Below are 18,434 nucleotides of genomic sequence, written 5' to 3' on the forward strand. Positions count from 1 at the left end.
GTTGTCGGTGGAGGGCGGATAGGCTGGCAGCGCTGCACGGCGGCTGAACGCGGCTTTATCGATGTGCAAGACGCTTTCGTCGCGTGGCACGAACTTGCCGTCGCCAAAACATGCTACGTCGCCACCAAGGAATCGCGCTTGAGTGAAGTGATTTAGTCGGATAACACAGCGTCGCCGGGTCGCCCGGTCCCGTACTGAGAGGCACAGACCCGATGAAGATGCAGTCCCCCGACACCGACCGATCGTACGCGATGGCCGATGCGGCGGATGCCCGTCCGCGCAGCCGACGCTGGCTGGTGATCGGGATCGTGCTGATCGTCGTGGCGGTCGGTGCCGCGCTGTTTTTCATGAGGAGCGGTGCGAGCAAGACGGCCGCCGCGAGCCAGGCGACTGCCGCGACCGGCAAGGGTACGGCGCAGCGCGTGACGGTGATCGTGCCCGGTCGCAGCGCGTCGTCCTCGACCATTTCGGCCACCGGCACGCTGGCCGCGCGGCGCGACATGCCGGTGGGCGTGGCGGGCGAAGGCGGGCGGGTGACCGCGGTTCTGGCCGAACAGGGCCAGTGGGTGAAGGCCGGCCAGACGCTGGTCGTGATCGACCGTTCCGTCCAGACGCAGCAGGCAGCGCAGTTGCGCGCGTCGATCACCGTGGCGCAGGCCGACGCCGCGCTGGCGCAGTCCAACCTGGATCGTGCGCGCAGCCTGGTGGGCCGTGGTTTCGTGTCGAAGGCGGACCTGGACAGCCGGATCGCCACACGCGACGCGGCGGTGGCGCGGGTCGCGGTGGCACGCGCGCAGCTGAACGAATCGCAGGCGCTGATCGGGCGGCTGGACGTGCGCGCGCCGGCCTCGGGGCTGGTGCTGGCGCGTTCGGTCGAAGCCGGGCAGATCGTGAGCGGCGGTGGCGGGACCCCGCTGTTCCGCATCGCGCGCGAAGGCGAACTGGAATTGCAGGCGCGGCTGGCGGAGCAGGACCTGACCAGCCTGTCGGTCGGTCGCCCGGCGCAGGTGACGCCGGTGGGCGGCACGCGGACGTTCAGCGGCCGGATCTGGCAGCTGTCGCCGATCATCGACCCGACGTCGCGTCAGGGGCTCGTGCGGATCGCGCTGCCTTATGATCCCGCGCTGCGGCCGGGCGGGTTCGCCAGCGTGGTGATCACCAGCGGGTCGGTCGACCAGCCGTTGCTGCCGCAATCGGCCGTACTGGCCGACGGCAAGACCAATTTCGTCTACATCGTCGGACCGGACAATGTCGTGGTGCGCCGCGTGGTGACGGTTGGTGAGGTGACCGACGGTGGCGTTTCGATCGCATCGGGCCTGAACGGCACCGAACAGGTCGTGGTATCGGCCGGCGCGTTCCTGAACCCCGGCGACAAGGTGATCCCCGAACGGCGTTCCGCCGCGGCCGCCGCCGCCGCCGCGTCGGCACGCTGAAGGACCGAAGATGCGTAACATCTCCGCCTGGTCGATCCGCAACCCGATACCCGCGCTGGTGCTGTTCGCGGCACTGACGCTGGCGGGGATCATCTCGTTCATGCGGATGGACGTGAACCAGCAGCCGGACATCGCGTTTCCGGGCGCGAACATCATCGTGTCGCAGCCGGGCGCCGCACCCAGCGAGATGGAAACGCAGGTCACGCAGCGGATCGAGGCGGCGGTGCGCGGCATCAACGGGATCGACGAGATCCAGTCGACCGTGACCGAGGGCACATCGCAGACCTTCGTCCAGTTCGTGCTGGGCACGCCGATCGACCGCGCGGTCACCGACGTGCGCGAGGCGGTACAACGCGTGCGCAGCGACCTGCCCGAGGGGATCCAGGAGCCGCAGGTGACGCGGATCGACATCGATGGCGATGCGATCGTGTCCTATTCGGTCGCGGCGACCGACATGACGCTGGAACAGCTCAGCTGGTTCGTCGACAACCAGGTGACCAAGCGGTTGCTGGCGGTGTCGGGCGTGGCGTCGGTCGAGCGCGAAGGCGGCGTGACGCGCGAGATCCGCGTGATCCTGGACCCCGCGCGGATGCAGGCGCAGGGCGTGACCGCGAACCAGATCAACGCGCAGCTGCGATCGACCAACCTGAACGCAGCCGGTGGGCGCGCGGAGATCGCGGGCGCGGAGCAGTCGGTCCGCATCCTGGGCAATGCGGCGGACGCCTATGCGTTGGGTCAGAAGCAGATTTCGGTCGGCAACGGGCGCGCGGTGAAGCTCGCCGATATCGCGCGGGTCGAGGACGGCTATGCCGAACAGCGGCGGCTGGCGCGGATGAATGGGCGCGAGGTCGTGAGTTTCGACCTGTACAAGGCCAAGGGCTTTTCCGACGTCACCGTATATCACGAGACGCAGAAGGCGATCGAGACGCTGCGCAAGGAGAACCCGGGCGTCCGGTTCCAGCAGCTTTATACCAGCGTGGATTATACCGAGGCGCAGTATGAGGCCGCGATCGAGGCCATGGTGCTGGGCGCGGTGCTGGCGGTGATCGTGGTGTTCCTGTTCCTGCGCGACTGGCGCGCGACGATGATTTCCGCGCTGGCGATCCCGTTGTCGGCGATCCCGACATTCTGGGCGATGGATCTGATCGGCTTCACGCTGAACAGCATGACGCTGCTGGCGCTCAGCCTGGTGGCGGGCGTGCTGGTCGACGATGCGATCGTGGAGATCGAGAATATCGTGCGGCACATCCGGATGGGCAAATCCGTCTGGCAGGCGTCGATCGACGCGGCCGACGAGATCGGGCTGGCGGTGGTCGCGACGACATTCTCGATCGTGGCGGTGTTCTTCCCGGTCAGCGTGATGCCGGGCATCGCCGGGCAGTTCTTCAAGAATTTCGGGTTCACGGTCGTCGTGGCGGTGCTGATGAGCCTTGCGGTCGCGCGGCTGATCACGCCGATGATCGCGGCGTATTTCCTGCGCGCGCACGGTGAGCGCGAACATGGCGGCGGCCGGGTGATGCTGATGTACCAGTCGGTGCTGCGCTGGACGCTGGACCGTAGATCGGCCGATGCGGCGCGTGCCCGTGGCGGCATCGGGCAGCGGTTCGCCTGGCTCCGTGACCATCGCTGGTGGACGATGGGGTTCGGCCTGCTGGCGTTCATCGCCACGATCATTTCGTTCGCGACGCTGCCGCAGACATTCTTCCCGGTCGGCGACACGGACTACAGCCAGTTGCGCATCCAGCTGGTCCCCGGATCGACGTTGCAGCAGACCGAGGCGGTGGCCGACCGCGCCGCGCGGCTGCTCGATGCGCAGCCGGAGGTGCAGTCCGCCTACACCACGGTGCAGGTCGGTACGGCGCGCATCCTGGTGACGTTGCGGAAGGACCGGAAGCGGACGAGCACCGAGTTCGAACGCGAATTGCAGCCGCAGATGAACCGCATCGCCGACGCGCGAATCAATTTCCAGGCGCAAAATGGCGGCGGCGGTGGACGCGACATCGCGATCATCCTGGCGAGCGACGATCCGGTGAAGCTGGACGCCGCGGCGCAGACGGTGGTCGATCAGATGGCCAAGATGCCCAAGATCCGTGCGCCGCGGACCGAAGGCGACCTGCCACGGCCGGAGATCGTGATCCGTCCGCGAATCGATCTGGCCGCCGATATGGGCGTCACGACGCAGGCGCTTTCGACCGCGATCCGCATCGCGACGCTGGGCGATATCGACCAGAATGTCGCGAAATTCTCGCTGAGCGATCGGCAGATTCCGATCCGCGTGGCGATCGACGAGGGATCGCGTCGCAACCTGTCGACGATCCGCAACCTGCCCGTGCCCACCACGGCCGGCGGATCGGTGCCGCTGTCGGTGGTGGCCGATATCGGGTTCGGCGAGGGGCCGTCGCAGGTCCGGCGCCTGAACCAGGTGCGCCGCCTGCTGATCGGGGCCGACCTGGCGCCTGGCGCGATCGACGGCGAGGAGCGCGCCAAGATCCTGGCGTTGCCGGCGATGAAGAACCTGCCGGCGGGCGTCGAATATGTGACGTCGGGGCAAAGCAAGTCGCAGGAGGAGATGATAACCAACTTCATCACCGCCGTGTTCGCGGGCGTCATGCTGGTGCTTGCCGTGCTGATCCTGCTGTACAAGCGGGTGGTGCCGCCGTTCGTCAACCTGGGATCGTTCCTGCTCGCGCCGCTGGGCGGACTGATCGCGCTGCACATCGCCGGCATGCCGGTTTCGCTGCCGGTCTATATCGGGTTGCTGATGTTGCTCGGCATCGTCGCGAAGAACTCGATCCTACTGATCGATTTCACGATCGAGGAGATGGACCGCGGCGTGCCGAAGTATGAGGCGATCCTGGAGGCGGGGCACAAGCGCGCGCAGCCGATCGTGATGACGACGGTGGCGATGGTCGCGGGCATGATCCCGATCGCGCTGTCGATCGGCAGCGACGGCAGCTTCAACCAGCCGATGGCGGTGGTGGTGATCGGCGGGCTGATCGCGTCGACGCTGCTGACGCTGCTGATCGTGCCGGCGGGGTTCAGCCTGGCCGACGGGTTCGAGCGCCGGGTAGGCCCGTTCCTGCGCCGGACGCTGACCAATGGGGGCGAGGTGAAGGGCGGCGGCAGCGGGGTGACACAGCCGGCGGAGTGAGCTTTGAGTGAGCGCGCGGGACACGTTCGCTCGCGGTTGGGATGCGCGAAGCCGGTTCGGGTCGGGGACGTCCGGTAAGTGCTCCGCCCACGCCGTTTGGGGTTGGAGCATGGGGTCCCCGCCGTTCTGGAGCGTTGAGGCAAGGTGGTGCTGGCGTCTCTGTTTCGCTCGAAGGGGGCCCTTTGAACGGGTTCGGGATAAGCGGCGCTTGGTGTCCCGCCTCCGTCTGCCGAAACGGGATTGAACCATCCGGGGTTGCGGTCATTCTAGCGGGATGATGCCGTCTTCTCTCGCCGCGCCCGCCAATGGTGGCCCGCGTACCATGCGGATCGTCGCGACCGGGCTGCTGGTGGCCATGGCCGGGCTGTATGGCCTGTCGCGGTTCATGGAGCCGCGCCATGCGGGGTGGGGTTTCGTCCGCGCCTTTGCGGAAGCGGCGATGGTCGGCGGGCTGGCCGACTGGTTCGCGGTCACCGCGCTGTTCCGTCATCCGCTGGGCCTGCCGATTCCGCATACCGCCATCATCCCGCGCAACAAGGACCGGATCGGCGCGACGCTGGCGTCGTTCCTGAAGGACAATTTCCTGACGCCGCGGGTGGTGGCGCGGCGGATGCGGCGGATGGATGTCGCGAACGCCGCGGGCCGGTTCCTGGCGACGCCGACCGAAGGCGGGCGGCTGCGTGCCGGCGCATCGCGGCTGGCGGCCAATGTGCTCGAGTCGCTCGACCAGGACCGGCTGGGCGGGATGGTGAAGGGCGCGATCGCGGGGCGGCTGCGCGCGCTGAACGCCGCGCCGCTGATCGGGCAGGCGATCGCCGCGGCAATGCAGAACAAGCGGCATCTGCCGGTGATGGACGCGCTGATCCAGTGGGGCAGCAAGGTGCTGCTGCGCAACGAGGCGACGGTGCGCGCGATGGTCAGCCAGCGGTCGGGGTCGATTCTGCGCTGGACCGGGCTGGACGAGCGGATCGGGCAGGCGGTGATCGACGGGCTGTACAAGCTGCTCGACGACATGGCGACGGACCCGGACCATCCGCTGCGGATCAAGGCGGAAGAGGGGCTGGCGCAGCTGGCCTACGACCTGCAGCGTGACCCCGAGATGCAGGCGCGGGTGGACCGGATCCGCGACGAACTGCTCGACAATCCGGCGATCGCGTTGTGGATCAACGGGCTGTGGGAGAGTGCGCGGGCGGGAATGCTGCGCGCCGTGCGCGATCCGCAGGCGGCGCTGGCGGGCAAGCTGGGTGAGATGCTGCGCCAGCTTGGTGGGACGTTGCAGCAGGACGCGCGGCTGGCCAAGACGATCAACAGCTTCGTGCGGCGGGCGGTGGTGGGAGCGGTCGCGACTTATGGGGATCAGATCGTCACGCTGGTGTCGGAGACGATCCGCGGGTGGGATGCGCGGACGATCACCGGGCGGCTGGAGAATGCGGTGGGGCGGGATCTGCAGTATATTCGGGTGAATGGAACTGTTGTGGGTGGATTGGTGGGGGTGCTGATCCATTTGATCGACAGGGCGGTTGGTTAAAGACGTACTCTCCCGCTATGATCCCAGAGGCAGCCGAATAGATGAGTTTCGACTGAAGGGGGAGTTTAAGGATGTCAGTAAGACAGAGAACGGGTCTTGCATTTCTTATTATGTTGTCGTTGGCGGCGCCTGCCGGTGCCAGTGTCTATAGCGATGATTTTGGTAAGTGTCTGGTGAAGGCCACGACGGATACCGATAAGGCTTCGCTCGTGAAATGGATATTTGCGGCTTTTTCTGCCGGGCCGGTGGTCGCGTCCATGTCGAAAGTCACGGTGGCTGAGCGTCAGGGCTATAATCGCGCTATCGGGAAATTGATGGACCGCCTTGTCCTGTCGGACTGCCGGCAGGCCGCAATCGATGCGGTAAAGGCAGATGGGCCAGGTGCCTTCCAAACGAGCTTCGAGCTGCTGGGCGCGGTTGCGGCCCGGCAACTGATTAGCGATCCGGTGGTCGGTGCCGAGATGCAGTCTCTGAGTGAGAACGTCGACAAAAGTGGCTGGGCCGACCTGATGAAAGCGGCCGGGGTGGCGGCACCGGCCAAGTAGGCGCCGCCCTCAATCCCCGCCGGCGCGCTCGATCTCGGCGCCGACCGCCGCCAGCTTGTCTTCAAGCCGTTCGTAGCCACGGTCGAGGTGGTAGATGCGGTGGACGCGGGTTTCGCCTTCGGCGGCGAGGCCGGCGAGAATGAGGCTCATCGAGGCGCGCAGGTCGGTGGCCATGACCTCGGCGCCGACGAGGCGGTCGACGCCGCGGACGATGGCGGTGCGGCCCTGGACCAGGATGTCGGCCCCCATGCGCGCCAGTTCGGGAACGTGCATGTAGCGGTTTTCGAAGATCGATTCGGTCAGCACACTGGCCCCGTCGGCGAGCGCGAGCATGGCCATGAACTGCGCCTGCATGTCGGTGGGGAAGGCGGGGAAGGGCGCGGTCGAGATGGTGAGCGCGCGCAGCTTGGCGGGCGCTTCGATGCGGATCGCGTCGGGCATTTCGGTGGCGGTGACGCCGGCTTCGCGCAGGCCGTCGAGAATGGCGATCATGTCCGCGCTGCGCGCGCCGACCAGGTCGAGCGAACCGCCGGTGATGGCGGCGGCGCAGGCGTAGCTGCCGGCTTCGATCCGATCGGGCATGACCTCGTGCGTGGCGCCGTGGAGGCGGGGCTTGCCCTGGATGGTCAGTCGTTCGGTGCCGATCCCGGCGATTTCCGCGCCCATCGCGACAAGGCAGCGGCAAAGATCGGCAATTTCCGGTTCGCGCGCGGCGTTGTCGATGACGGTTTCGCCGGTGGCCAGGACCGCGGCCATCACGACGTTTTCGGTGGCACCGACCGAGACGACGGGGAAGCGGTACTGCCCGCCGCGCAGGCCGCCGTCGGGGGCGGTCGCCTTCACATAGCCGGCGGCGATTTCGATGTGCGCGCCGAGCGCCTCGAGCGCGCGGAGGTGGAGGTCGATCGGGCGGTTGCCAATCGCGCAGCCGCCGGGGAGCGAGACGGTCGCCTCACCCGCGCGGGCGAGCAGCGGGCCGAGCACCAAGATCGAGGCGCGCATCTTGCGGACGATGTCGTAGGGCGCGACGGTCGACGCGATGCGTTGCGCGTGGAGCGTCATGATGCGGCCGAATTCGGCACCGCGTGCGCCGGCGACCTGCGTCGATGCGCCGAGTTCGTTCAGCAGATGGCCGAAGCCGTCGACGTCGGCGAGCCGCGGCAGGTTGCGCAGCATCAGCGGTTCGTCGGTGAGCAGCGCGCACGGCATGAGCGTGAGCGCGGCGTTCTTCGCACCGGAGATGGGCACGCGGCCCGAAAGGCGGTTGCCGCCGCGGATGATGATCCTGTCCATGGGGACAGCGCCTAACGCGGTTTGTGTGTGACGCCAAGGTGGGAGGGTGTGGTTGGGTCGGGTTGTGCCCCGGCGTAGGCCGGGGCCTAGGTGGGTGCTCTAGGCAATTTTAAAGCCCGCGTGCTTCGCGCTTCGTTGCCGATCGGATGCGGGATGTAGCGCCCTGGGGGAAGCGCCTGCGTCCCTGGATCCGGGATCAGGTCCGGGATACGATTGGGGCGGGCGCGGTGTGTTGTTTAGCTGTTTCGGGGGAGCGTCTAGGCCCCGGCCTGCGCCGGGGAACTGTTCGGGTGGTTCAGGGCGAGAGCGGCTGTCGGTTCAGGCTTTTTCCAGCGTGCATTGCAGCGGGTGCTGGTTCTCGCGGGCGAAGTCGGTGACCTGGCTGACCTTGGTTTCGGCGACTTCGTAGCTGAAGATGCCGCAGACGCCGACGCCGCGCTGGTGGACGTGGAGCATGACGCGGGTGGCGTCTTCCATGCCCATGCGGAAGAAGCGTTGCAGGCAGAGGACGACGAATTCCATCGGGGTATAGTCGTCGTTGAGCATCAGCACCTTGTAGGGCGACGGCTTCTTCGTGCGGGTCAGCGTGCGGGTGGCGAGGCCCGCGCCGGTGTCGTCATCGCTGTCGACGTCCTTGCGGTTCGCCATCGCGGTGATCGCGGGCGCATGGGCGTCGCCGACCGGGGGGGATATCATGGGCGAAATCCTGTGTGGACGCGTCGGGTTCTGCATCCGCAGAATATGGGAGAGCGGCGGGTGAGGGCAAGCCCCGACGAACGCAGACGAAACGCGAAACGGCCGCCCCCCGGTGGTCGGGGAGCGGCCGTCGCGGAGTTCAGACTGGTCGGTCGATCAGAAAGCGGCCGACTTCACCTTTTCCGATGCCAGCGCGACACGGTTGGACAGCGGCTGGGCGACGTCGCCCATGAACTTCATCATCTGTTCCGACGCCTTCGACGCGTTGGCGACGAGCTGGTCGAACGCGGTCTTGGCGTAGTCGGACTGAAGCTGGAACAGCTCGGTTGGCGACTTGACCTGGGTGAAGGACTTCATCGCGGTCTGCGCCTGTTCGAAGCTCGACTTGGCGGTTTCGGTGGCGTCATGCGCCATGGCTTCGATGCCCTTGGCGGCGACGCGGCCCGATTCGACGATCGCCTGGACGTTGCCCTTGGTGAACTCGGTCATGTCCTCGGCGAACTTCACGCCTTTCTCCATGGCGCCCTTCGCCTTGGAGGACATGTCGCCCATCATGTCGTGGGTCTTGGTGGTGTCGAATGCGGTGGCCATGACGTGCGGTCCTTCTGCGAGAGCGGAGACGGTTTCCCGGGTTTGAGCGGCGACGGTCTCCACGGTCCGCTCGGTCTGGGTCTCGACCTGCTCGGCGACGTCGGTCGCGGGCGGGGTCGGGGTTTCGTGCGCGTCCGCGGCCACGATCGGCGCGGTGTCCGCAATCATGGGGGCGGCGACGGGTTCGGTCGCAGCGATCAGCGCTTCGGCATCGACCATCGGCGCCGGGGCGGGCTTTGGCGGAAAGGTGGCGGTGCCGGACACGAAGGGCGTCGACGGCGCCGCGGAGGCCACAGCAGGATTGGCGAGAATCGCGGGGGCAGGCTTGGCGCGTTTCACCCGCGGCTTGATCGGACTTGCCATGATCGGTCCCCTGCTATGTTGCACTGCGCCAATAGCGCGGGTTTCCTACGCTTTCAAGACAAATTGTGCAGTGCAGCATAAAGTCGAATCAGCGGGTCCGGACGTAGCGGCCGGGGGCGTCCTCGATCGCGGGCAGCTTGCCCTCACCGGGGATGCGCGCGCCGTCGACCGCGACCGTGTCGCCGTCCAGCGCGGCGATCCAGCGGCGCCAGTCGGGCCACCAGCTGCCCTTCGTTTCGGTCGCGTCGGCCACGAACGCGTCGAGCGTGTCGACCTTCGCCTCATTGACCCAATATTGATATTTGGTGGCGGACGGCGGGTTGACGACGCCGGCGATGTGGCCCGAGCCGGCGAGCACGAAGCGCACCGGGCCGCTCAGGTGGCGGGTGAGCTTGAACACGCTTTCGACCGGCGCGATGTGATCCTCGCGCCCCGCCTGGATGTAGGCGGGAGTGTGGATGACGGAGAGGTCGATGGGCGTCCCGTCGATGACATATTCGCCGGCGCGGGCGAGTTTGTTGTCGCGGTACAGGTCGGTCAGATAGGCCTGGTGCCATTTGGCGGGCAGGTTGGTGGTGTCGCCGTTCCAGTGGAGCAGGTCGAACGGCGGATAGTCCTGGCCGAGCAAGTAGTTGTTGACGACATAGTTCCAGATCAGGTCGCGCCCGCGCAGCAGGTTGAACGTCAGCGCCATGTAGCGCCCGTCGAGGTAGCCGGTTTCGGCGGAGAGCTTGCCAAGCATCGCGAGCTGTTCGTCGTCGATGAACATCGTCAGTTCGCCGGCCTGGTCGAAATCGACCTGTGCTGTGAAGAAGGTGGCCGAGGCGACCTTGTCCGCCTGCCCCCGTTCGGTGAGGATGGCGAGCGTGCAGGCGAGCGCGGTGCCCGCGACGCAGTAGCCGATGGTGTGGACGGCGGGTACGTCGAGCAGATCGCGCACCGTGTCGATCGCGTCGACCTGACCACGCAGGATATAGTCGTCCATCGTGACGTCGACCATCGTCGCGTCGGCGGATTTCCACGACACGACGAACACGGTCAGCCCCTGTTCGACCGCCCAGCGGATGAAGCTCTTCTCCGGGTTGAGATCGAGGATGTAGAAGCGGTTGATCCAGGGCGGGAAGATGACGAGCGGGATCGCGCCCACTTTCTCCGTCGCGGGTGTGTATTGGATGAGTTGGTAGAGCGGCGTTTCGCGGATCACCTTGCCGGGAGTCATCGCCAGGTTGCGGCCGATTTCGAACGCGGTGGGATCGGTGTGGGTCAGCTGCCCGCGGCCGATGTCGGCGAGCATATGTTCGAGGCCCTTGACCAGATTCTGGCCGCGCGTCTCGATCGTCTTTTCCAGGACGAGCGGGTTGGTGAGCGCGAAGTTGGTCGGGCTCATCGCATCGGCGAAGGCGGAGGTGGCGAAGCGCAGCTTGTCGCGCTGGCGATCGTCGAGGCCGGTGAGCTGGTCGACACCCTTGAGCAGATGGTCGGTGACCATGAGGTAGCTTTGCCGGATCATGTCGAACACCGGATTGTCGCGCCATTGCGGCGCGGCGAAGCGGCGGTCGCCGGTCTTGGGCGGGGGCGATGCCTCCGCCGGGGCGGGCGTGGCGGCGGGGGTGAGGAAACGCTGCCACAGCGCCATGCTGTCCTGCCAGAATTCGGCCTGTGCGCGGAGGAAGACGGCGGGGTCCTGCAGCGGGAAGGTCTTGGCCGGGGCGGCATCGGCGGCGGCGGTGAGCGCGCCGGCCATATGCTCCATCATCTGCTGCTGCGCCTGGCCGACGATGCCGGTCCAGTGCTGTATATCCTCCAGCGAGGGTGCGGCGGGTGCGGGGGCCGGTTCGGGCTTCGGTTCGGGGGCCTGGTCTTGCGCCGGATCGCGCGGCGGCTTCGTGCCCTTGGATTTGGCCATGACGATCCTCTCCCGGTCGCCGTCCCCGATCCGACGATCGGCGGATAACCGAGCCTGTCGCGGGACGCTGTTCCGGCCTATAGTGCCATTTGTCCGATCATGCGACAGCTGGTCGGCCAAACCCAAGGCCCATATCCCGAGGACTGGACCCGATGAACGACGACTTCTACCGCATCCGCCGGCTGCCGCCCTATGTCATCAGCGAAGTCAACGCGATGCGGGCAGCGGCGCGCGCGCGCGGTGAGGACGTCATCGACCTGGGCATGGGCAATCCCGACCTGCCACCGCCACCGCACGTGATCGCCAAGCTGGCCGAGGTCGCGGCCAATCCGGGGTCGCACGGTTACTCCGCATCGAAAGGGATCCCCGGGCTGCGGAAGGCGCAGGCCGGTTACTACAAGCGTCGGTTCGGGGTCGATGTCGATCCCGAGACCGAAGTGGTGGTGACGCTCGGGTCGAAGGAGGGGCTGGCGAACCTGGCGCAGGCGATCACCGCGCCGGGCGACGTGGTGCTGGCGCCCAACCCGTCCTATCCGATCCACACGTTCGGGTTCATCATCGCGGGGGCCACGATCCGGTCGATCCCGACGACGCCCGACGAGCGGTTCTTCGAGTCGCTGGAGCGTGCGGTGAAGTTCACGGTGCCCAAGCCCAGCGTGATGGTGATCGGCTATCCGTCCAACCCGACCGCCGAGGTCGTGGACCTGAAGTTCTACGAGCGGGTCGTGGCGTTCGCGAAGGAGCACAAGATCTGGGTGCTGTCCGACCTGGCCTATTCCGAGCTGTACTATGACGACCAGCCGACGCCGTCGATCCTGCAGGTGCCGGGCGGCAAGGACGTGGCGGTGGAGTTCACGTCGCTGAGCAAGACGTACAGCATGGCCGGGTGGCGGATCGGGTTTGCGGTGGGCAATCCGGTGCTGATCGCGGCGCTGACGCGGGTGAAGAGCTACCTCGATTATGGCGCGTTCACGCCGATCCAGGCGGCGGCGGTGGCGGCGATCAACGGGCCGCAGGATATCGTCGAGCAGAATCGCCAGCTCTATAAACGCCGGCGCGACGTGATGGTCGAGAGCTTCGGCCGCGCCGGCTGGACGATCCCGTCGCCGCGGGCGAGCATGTTCGCCTGGGCCCCGCTGCCGCCCGCGCTGGCGCATCTCGGCAGCCTGGAATTTTCCAAGCAGTTGCTGACCCATGCGGGTGTCGCAGTGGCGCCGGGCGTTGGGTACGGCGAGGAGGGCGAGGGGTTTGTCCGGATCGCGATGGTCGAGAACGAACAGCGCATCCGGCAGGCGGCACGGCAGATCAAACGCTACCTGCAATCGATGGGCGTGAACGCGGTGGGCGCGACGGTGAGCTGAACCCGCGGGAAAGTGCGTGCCATATCATCGGCTTGGCGCGCCGGGCGGGCGCATCTTGGACCCATCGTGACCGGCCGGTGGGGACGAACCGCCCGGAACGTACGGGAAAGCGTGGTTCGAAGCGTCCGAAATGGTGCGGTGCAACTTGTCCTGCCGCCGGGCTGCTGGTAACGGGTCGCTGTGCTTGGGGGAGCACGTCGTGACGGGGTGGGGTCGACTTTGGTCTCATGCCCCAGATGCGGCGGCGCTTCCTGATTTTGTAGGGTGGAGCGAGCGATGACCGTGGGCAAGACAGCATTGATTACCGGCATCACCGGCCAGGACGGTGCCTATCTGGCGCAGCTCCTGCTCGAAAAGGGTTACCGCGTTCACGGCCTGAAGCGGCGGTCCTCGTCGTTCAACACGGGCCGGATCGAGGACATCTACGAGGATCCGCACACGGCCGATCCGCGCTTCTCGCTGCATTATGGCGACATGACCGACTCCACCAACCTGATCCGGCTGGTGCAGGAAACGCAGCCGGACGAAATCTACAACCTGGCCGCGCAGAGCCACGTGCAGGTGAGCTTCGAGACGCCGGAATATACCGCGAACGCGGACGGCATCGGCGTGCTGCGCCTGCTGGAGGCGATCCGCATCCTGGGCCGCGAGAAGACGACGCGGTTCTACCAGGCATCGACGTCCGAACTGTACGGTCTGGTGCAGGAAGTGCCGCAGAGCGAGACGACGCCGTTCTACCCGCGGTCGCCTTATGGCGCGGCGAAGCTCTATGCCTACTGGATCGTGGTGAATTACCGCGAGGCGTATGGCATGCATGCGTCGAACGGTATCCTGTTCAACCATGAAAGCCCGCTGCGCGGCGAGACGTTCGTGACGCGCAAGATCACCCGCGCCGCCGCGGCGATCAGCCTGGGGCGTCAGGACAAGCTGTACCTGGGCAACCTGGACGCCAAGCGCGACTGGGGCCATGCGAAGGAATATGTGCGCGGCATGTGGATGATGCTGCAGCAGGACGAGCCGGACGATTATGTGCTGGCGACCGGCGAGACGGTGATGGTGCGGTCGTTCGTCGAATGGGCGTTTGAGGATGTCGGCATCAAGCTGGAGTGGAAGGGCGAGGGCGTCGACGAGAAGGGCTATTGCACCGAAACCGGTCGCTGCCTGATCGAGATCGATCCGCGTTATTTCCGCCCGACCGAAGTCGAGCTGCTGATCGGCGACCCGACCAAGGCACACACCAAGCTGGGCTGGAAGCACACGACCAGCTCGCGCGAACTGGCGCGGGAGATGGTGCAGGCCGATCTGAAGGTCATGCAGAGCGCGCCGATCGGCAAGGGGGCCTGATCATGGCGGACCCGGTCTATGCGCTGGCGGGCAAGCGCGTGTACGTCGCGGGCCATCGCGGCATGGTCGGGTCCGCCATCGTGCGGCGGCTCGCGCAGGAGGATTGCGAGGTCCTGACCACCGACCGCCGGACGGTCGACCTGCGCGATCAGGCCGCGGTGCGCGGCTGGTTCGATGCGGAGCGGCCGGACGCGGTGTTCCTGGCGGCGGCGAAGGTCGGCGGGATCCTGGCGAACGACACCTATCCGGCCGATTTCCTTTACGAAAACCTGATGATCGAGGCGAACATCATCGAGGCGGCGCACCGCACCGATGTGGGCAAGCTGCTGTTCCTGGGTTCAAGCTGCATCTACCCCAAGGAAGCGGCGCAGCCGATCGTCGAGGAATCGCTGCTGACCGGGCCGCTGGAGCCGACCAACGAATGGTATGCGATCGCCAAGATCGCGGGCATCAAGCTGGCGCAGGCGTATCGCCGGCAGCATGGCCGCGATTACATCAGCGCGATGCCGACCAACCTGTACGGGCCGGGCGACAATTTCGACCTGAAGAACAGCCATGTCCTGCCCGCGCTGATCCGCAAGGCGCATGACGCGAAGGCCGCGGGGGCCGAGGCGATGGGCATCTGGGGCACCGGCACGCCACGCCGCGAATTCCTGCACGTCGACGACCTGGCCGATGCCTGCGTGTTCCTGATGACGCAGTATTCGGGCGATGGTCATATCAACATCGGCTACGGCGACGACGTGACGATCCGCGAACTGACCGAGCTGGTGTGCGACATCGTCGGGTTCGACGGAAAGATCGAAACCGATCCGACCAAGCCCGACGGGACGATGCGCAAGCTGATGGACAGCGGCAAGCTGCACGCCATGGGCTGGTCCCCGCGGATCGGCCTGCGCGACGGGATCGCCGGCGTCTATGCCGGGTTCGTCGCCGATCCCGACGGGCAGCGCGCGGTCTGATATCCAAGCGCCGGGCCGGGCCCCCGCGGTGGGGCGCGCGCCCGGCGGCACTTCCTGGCCAACCGGTTTGCCGCAACTCTGCCGGACCGAACTGATGGAGCACATATGCGTATCACGATGATCGGGACGGGGTATGTCGGGCTGGTATCGGGGGCGTGTTTCGCCGATTTCGGGCATGACGTGATCTGCGTCGACAAGGACGCGGCCAAGATCGCGGCGCTGGACGACGGGATCATGCCGATCTTCGAACCGGGCCTGAAGGAACTGGTGGCGACGAACGTGGCGGCCAAGCGGCTGTCGTTCACGACCGACCTGAGCGCGGGCGTGGCGGATGCCGATGCCGTGTTCATCGCGGTCGGCACGCCGTCGCGCCGCGGGGACGGGCATGCGGACCTGGGCTATGTCCACGCCGCGACGCGCGAGATTGCGGCCGCGCTGACCAAGCCGACGGTGATCGTGACCAAGTCCACCGTGCCGGTCGGCACGGGCGACGAAGTAGAGCGAATCGTCGCCGAGGTTGCGCCCGACGCCAAGGCTTGGGTCGTGTCGAACCCGGAATTCCTGCGCGAGGGCGCGGCAATCGCCGACTTCAAGCGGCCGGACCGCGTGGTGGTCGGCACCGAGGATCCCGATGCGATCGCGGTGATGGAGGCGATCTACCGCCCGCTCTACCTCAACCGGTCGGCGCTGATGTTCACCGGGCGGCGGACCGCGGAGCTGATCAAATATGCCGCCAACGCGTTCCTGGCGACCAAGATCACGTTCATCAACGAGATCGCCGACCTGTGCGAAGTCGTGGGTGCGGACGTGAAGGACGTGTCGCGCGGGATCGGGATGGACAACCGGATCGGATCGAAGTTCCTGCACGCGGGCCCCGGTTATGGCGGGTCGTGTTTCCCGAAGGATACGCTGGCGCTGCTGAAGACGGCGGAGGACCATGACGTGCCGGTCCGGATCGTCGAGGCGGTGGTGCAGGTGAACGACAGCCGCAAGCGCGCGATGGGCCGCAAGGTGTTGCGTGCGATGGGCGGCGATCCGCGCGGCCGCCGCGTCGGCGTGCTGGGCCTGACGTTCAAGCCCGACACGGATGACATGCGCGATGCGCCGTCGCTGTCGCTGATCCAGGCGTTGCAGGATGCCGGTGCGGTCGTGCGGGCGTACGACCCGGAAGGGCAGGAGCAGGCGTCCCGGATGCTGAAGGATGTCGAGTTCGCCGAGGACGCCTATGCGGCGGCCGAGGGTGCCGACGCGCTGGTGATCGTGACCGAGTGGAACGCGTTCCGCGCGCTGGACCTGGAACGGATCGCGGCGGCGATGAACACGCCGCTGCTCGTCGACCTGCGCAACGTGTATCACCGCCGCGACGTGGAGGCGGCGGGCCTGCGCTACCAGGGTATCGGGCGCGGCTGAGGCAAGGCGCGCGCGTTAGCCCGGTGGGGGCCCGACGAGGCGGGCGGGGCCTGACGGGGAGGACGCGCGATGCAACTGGCAAAGGACCTGTGGCGGTGCGTGATCGTGCCGGCACCGATGGCCGAGATCGTTGGGCGCGCGAGCCTTGACGGGTATCCGCTCCACTGGCTGCCGATGCCGGCGGGGCTGGCCTATCTGGCCGATCCGTTCGGGTATTGGCGCGACGGGCGGCTCTATGTCTTCGTGGAGCGGTTCGCGTATCGGACGGCGGTCGGGACGATCGATGTCCTGGTCTATGACGCGCAGTACCGGCTGATCGACCAGCGGCCGGTGCTGGCCGAGCCGTGGCATTTGTCCTACCCGATCGTGTTCGAGGCGGACGGCGCGACGTGGATGCTGCCCGAGGCGCACCAGTCGGGCGGGCTGACATTGTACCGCGCAGAGGCGTTTCCAGACCGTTGGGTGCGGGAGTGCGTGATCCAGCTGGACCATGTCGCGATCGATGCGACGCCGCTGTTCCATGACGGGCTGTGGTGGTTGTTCTACGCGTCGGCGGACCGGCCGCAGGATCATCTGGCGAGCCTGCATGTGGCCTATGCCGAGTGCATCACCGGGCCGTGGACGCCGCATCCCGCCAATCCCGTGCGGCAGGACATCGCCGGATCGCGACCGGGCGGGAGCGCGATCGTGGTCGACGGGGTCGTGCAGCTGCCGGTGCAGGATTGCGCGCGGACCTATGGTGGCGCGATCCGGATGCTGGCGTTTCCGACGCTGGATCGGGAGCGGTGCGCGATCGCGCCGGGCGCGCGGATCGTCGCGCCGGGGAGTGCGGCGCCGTGTACGCAAGGGCTGCATACGTTGTCCGCGGCGGGGCCGGCGACGCTGGTGGATGTGAAGCGGACGTCGGTGTCGCTGGGCGGGCTGGCGATGCGACCGTTGCGCGAGCTGGACCGGTTGCGCGCGCGGCGCTGAACGTCGCGGGGTCAGTCGCGGGTCTTGGTGAGCAGGTGGTAGAGCGCCGCCGGGTTGGTGTACATGTAGCGCAGGCCGAGCCGGGCCGGTTCGCGCATCGCGCGGTAGAGCCATTCGAGGCCGGCCGATTGCAGCCACATCGGCGCGCGCGGAATGTTGCCGCCATAATGGTCGAACAGGCCGCCGCAGGTCCGGATCCAGGCGAGCCCCGCGAGGCGCTCGCGATACTCGATCGCGAACTGTTCCTGCTTGGGAACGCCCAGCCCGAGCCAGAGGATGTCGGTGCCGGCGTCGACGATCTGCCGGACGATGGCGGGTGCCTCCGCATCGGCAAAGTAACCGTCGCGCGTGCCGGCGATGATCAGGCCGGGGTAGAGCGCGCGGAACGCGTCGGCGGCGCGTTCGGCGACGCCGGGCTTGGCGCCCAGGAAGAAGAACCGGACGCCGGCGGGCGCGGCGGCGGCACAGGCATCATGGATGAAATCGGTGGTGGCGACCCGTTCGCGCAGCGGCTCGCGGCAGAGCAGGCGCGTGGCGAAGACGAGCGGCATGCCATCAACATCGACGAGATCCGCTTCGTCGAAGATCGCGCGGAACGCCGGGTCGGCATGATATTTGGCGAGGATGTGCCCGTTGAGCGAGGTGACGATACGCGGTACCGCCAGTTCGCCGCGGTGCGCGCGGGCGGTGTCGGCGACCATCCGTTCGGCGAGTTCGCGGCGCGACGTGCGGGATGCGGTGACCCCCCCGACGACGATCGTGCCGACAGTTTCCGTGTCCGGAAGCATCACCGACCGGACACGCCCGATGGCGCGCGGCCGCGATGACCGGCGGTGGCGGTTCTGGCGGCGGTGGCGGGGCGCAGTGCGGCCGACCGGC

General features: G+C 67.2%; 14 protein-coding genes. 9 read left to right on the forward strand and 5 right to left on the reverse strand.

Features of this window, described 5'->3' with window-relative positions; translation table 11 throughout:
• Positions 1-218: 218 nt before the first annotated feature.
• The 4 genes from ACFSGX_RS02110 (at position 219) to ACFSGX_RS02125 (ending at position 6,657) form a co-directional block, all read left to right on the forward strand.
• Positions 219-1,433 (forward strand): efflux RND transporter periplasmic adaptor subunit, encoded by a 1,215-nt coding sequence (locus tag ACFSGX_RS02110; RefSeq protein ID WP_380928204.1) that lies wholly within the window; start codon positions 219-221, stop codon positions 1,431-1,433.
• A 10-nt stretch (positions 1,434-1,443) separates the two neighbouring features.
• A complete protein-coding gene (locus tag ACFSGX_RS02115; RefSeq protein ID WP_380927099.1) occupies positions 1,444-4,584 on the forward strand; it encodes an efflux RND transporter permease subunit in 3,141 nt (1,046 codons plus the stop codon).
• 274 nt (positions 4,585-4,858) lie between these two features.
• Positions 4,859-6,112 (forward strand): DUF445 domain-containing protein, encoded by a 1,254-nt coding sequence (locus ACFSGX_RS02120; protein ID WP_380927101.1) that lies wholly within the window; start codon positions 4,859-4,861, stop codon positions 6,110-6,112.
• Positions 6,113-6,183: 71 nt separating this feature from the next.
• The gene (locus ACFSGX_RS02125) at positions 6,184-6,657 is read left to right on the forward strand and encodes a hypothetical protein (RefSeq protein ID WP_380927102.1); all 474 of its coding nucleotides are present in this window, start codon (positions 6,184-6,186) and stop codon (positions 6,655-6,657) included.
• Positions 6,658-6,666: 9 nt separating this feature from the next.
• Here the strand turns inward: ACFSGX_RS02125 and murA are convergent, their stop codons facing one another.
• The 4 genes from murA to ACFSGX_RS02145 all read right to left on the reverse strand — a co-directional run bounded on the left by murA (position 6,667) and on the right by ACFSGX_RS02145 (position 11,506).
• Positions 6,667-7,950, reverse strand: a complete 1,284-nt coding sequence (gene murA, locus ACFSGX_RS02130) for a UDP-N-acetylglucosamine 1-carboxyvinyltransferase (RefSeq protein WP_380927104.1) — start codon at positions 7,948-7,950, stop codon at positions 6,667-6,669.
• Positions 7,951-8,268: 318 nt separating this feature from the next.
• On the reverse strand, positions 8,269-8,598 hold the full coding sequence (gene clpS, locus ACFSGX_RS02135) for an ATP-dependent Clp protease adapter ClpS (protein ID WP_380928206.1): 330 nt from the start codon (positions 8,596-8,598) through the stop codon (positions 8,269-8,271).
• A gap of 204 nt (positions 8,599-8,802) precedes the next feature.
• Entirely contained in the window at positions 8,803-9,600 is a 798-nt protein-coding gene (locus ACFSGX_RS02140; RefSeq protein WP_380927106.1) for a phasin family protein, read from the reverse strand.
• Between the two features lie 88 nt (positions 9,601-9,688).
• Positions 9,689-11,506, reverse strand: a complete 1,818-nt coding sequence (locus ACFSGX_RS02145) for a PHA/PHB synthase family protein (protein WP_380927108.1) — start codon at positions 11,504-11,506, stop codon at positions 9,689-9,691.
• A 152-nt stretch (positions 11,507-11,658) separates the two neighbouring features.
• Between ACFSGX_RS02145 and ACFSGX_RS02150 the strand changes: the two genes are divergently transcribed.
• From ACFSGX_RS02150 to ACFSGX_RS02170, 5 genes are all read left to right on the forward strand, one after another.
• Entirely contained in the window at positions 11,659-12,867 is a 1,209-nt protein-coding gene (locus ACFSGX_RS02150; RefSeq protein WP_380927110.1) for an LL-diaminopimelate aminotransferase, read from the forward strand.
• A gap of 276 nt (positions 12,868-13,143) precedes the next feature.
• Entirely contained in the window at positions 13,144-14,211 is a 1,068-nt protein-coding gene (gene gmd / locus ACFSGX_RS02155) for a GDP-mannose 4,6-dehydratase (RefSeq protein ID WP_380927112.1), read from the forward strand.
• 2 nt (positions 14,212-14,213) lie between these two features.
• The gene (fcl, locus tag ACFSGX_RS02160) at positions 14,214-15,173 is read left to right on the forward strand and encodes a GDP-L-fucose synthase (protein WP_380927113.1); all 960 of its coding nucleotides are present in this window, start codon (positions 14,214-14,216) and stop codon (positions 15,171-15,173) included.
• Positions 15,174-15,278: 105 nt separating this feature from the next.
• Positions 15,279-16,583 carry a UDP-glucose dehydrogenase family protein gene (locus ACFSGX_RS02165; RefSeq protein ID WP_380927115.1) on the forward strand — a complete coding sequence of 435 codons (1,305 nt, stop codon included), beginning with the start codon at positions 15,279-15,281 and terminating at the stop codon, positions 16,581-16,583.
• Positions 16,584-16,652: 69 nt separating this feature from the next.
• Positions 16,653-17,555 (forward strand): glucosamine inositolphosphorylceramide transferase family protein, encoded by a 903-nt coding sequence (locus ACFSGX_RS02170; protein ID WP_380927116.1) that lies wholly within the window; start codon positions 16,653-16,655, stop codon positions 17,553-17,555.
• Between the two features lie 11 nt (positions 17,556-17,566).
• Here ACFSGX_RS02170 and ACFSGX_RS02175 read toward each other — a convergent pair whose 3' ends face one another.
• Complete coding sequence (locus ACFSGX_RS02175; RefSeq protein ID WP_380927117.1) at positions 17,567-18,343, reverse strand: WecB/TagA/CpsF family glycosyltransferase; 777 nt, start codon at positions 18,341-18,343, stop codon at positions 17,567-17,569.
• Positions 18,344-18,434: the final 91 nt, after the last annotated feature.

This window comes from Sphingomonas arantia (assembly GCF_042682045.1).
Taxonomy (GTDB): Bacteria; Pseudomonadota; Alphaproteobacteria; order Sphingomonadales; family Sphingomonadaceae; genus Sphingomonas_R; species Sphingomonas_R arantia.